This window comes from Alienimonas chondri (assembly GCF_013036045.1).
Lineage (GTDB): Bacteria > Planctomycetota > Planctomycetia > Planctomycetales > Planctomycetaceae > Alienimonas > Alienimonas chondri.
Map to the genome: position 1 here is coordinate 1 of NZ_WTPX01000333.1, position 1,148 is coordinate 1,148.

1 protein-coding gene is annotated in these 1,148 nt (G+C 70.4%); it reads right to left on the reverse strand.

From position 1 onward, the window contains the following. Positions 1–80: 80 nt before the first annotated feature. The coding region (locus tag LzC2_RS21480; protein ID WP_171190062.1) for a ThiF family adenylyltransferase at positions 81–1,148 on the reverse strand (1,068 nt) is incomplete at its 5' end.

Below are 1,148 nucleotides of genomic sequence, written 5' to 3' on the forward strand. Positions count from 1 at the left end.
CCTCACCCCCGACCCCTCTCCCCCCAAAAGGGGGCGAGGGGAGACCGAAATACGGCCCCGGCTCCTTCCAGCGAAAACCTTTACCCGCCGAACCATTCGCTCGCCGCTTGCCGGGCGCGGGCGGGGTCGGTGGTGCCGGTGACGATCGTGCGGCCGTCGGCGAAGACCGTCACCTCCCCGGTCGGACCGTCGGCTTCCAGCGGCGGCGTCTGCACCGCGGCTAAAAAGCGGTTCGCCCGCACGCGCTCCTCGCCGACCGCACGCCGCCAGCGGGTCGCCAACGCTTCTAAATCCACCGTCGCGCCGCCCGGCGGGGCCGCTAATTGAACCCCGCCGCGGCCGCAGAGCGTCGCGCTGCCGGAGCCGCGCCCGCCCCGTAGCCACAGCCGTTCGGCTTCAAAATCAATACCCGCTTTCCCGCCGCCGCACGCGGGGCATTCGCCGCTTTGAAACAGCGCCCGGGTGCCCACTTTGCGGACGTCGCCGCCCCAGGCGTCGATCATTAATAAATGCGGGTCGGCGACGAACCCGGCGTCGCCCTCGGGCAGATCGGCGAGGATCTTCAAGGCGAAGCCCGCCGCGAAGCTCGCCGCGATATTGACCGCCGGCAGCACAACGCCGGCGGTGTCGCAGGTTTCGGTTTCCCCCGGCGGGGGCGGGTCCGGCAGCACGCATCGCAGGCAGGCGGAGCGCCCCGGCCACACCGGCATCGCCCGCCCGCCGCCGCCCACCGCCCCGCAATAAATCCACGGCACGCCGGACTCTAACGAGAGATCGTTCAAGAGATAACGGGCCTCGAAATTATCGCTCCCGTCCAGCAATAACGTCGCCCCTTCGGCGAGGCGTTCAATATTCGACGCCGTCACATCTTCCACCCGCGGGTCGAGGGCGACGTCGCTATTAATCGCCGCCAACCGCTCCGCTGCGGCGACGGCCTTGGGCGTCCGGGCGGCGGCGTCCGCCTCCATATACAGCGTTTGACGGGCGAGGTTGGAAAGCTCCACGAAGTCCCGGTCGATCAACCGGATCCAGCCGCCGGCGCTCTTCAATCCGACCCCGGCCCGCACCAGCGTTTCGGCCAGCACCGAACCGGTCGCCCCGCAGCCCACCAGCGCCACCCGCCGGCCGGCCAGCGCCGCCTGCCCCGC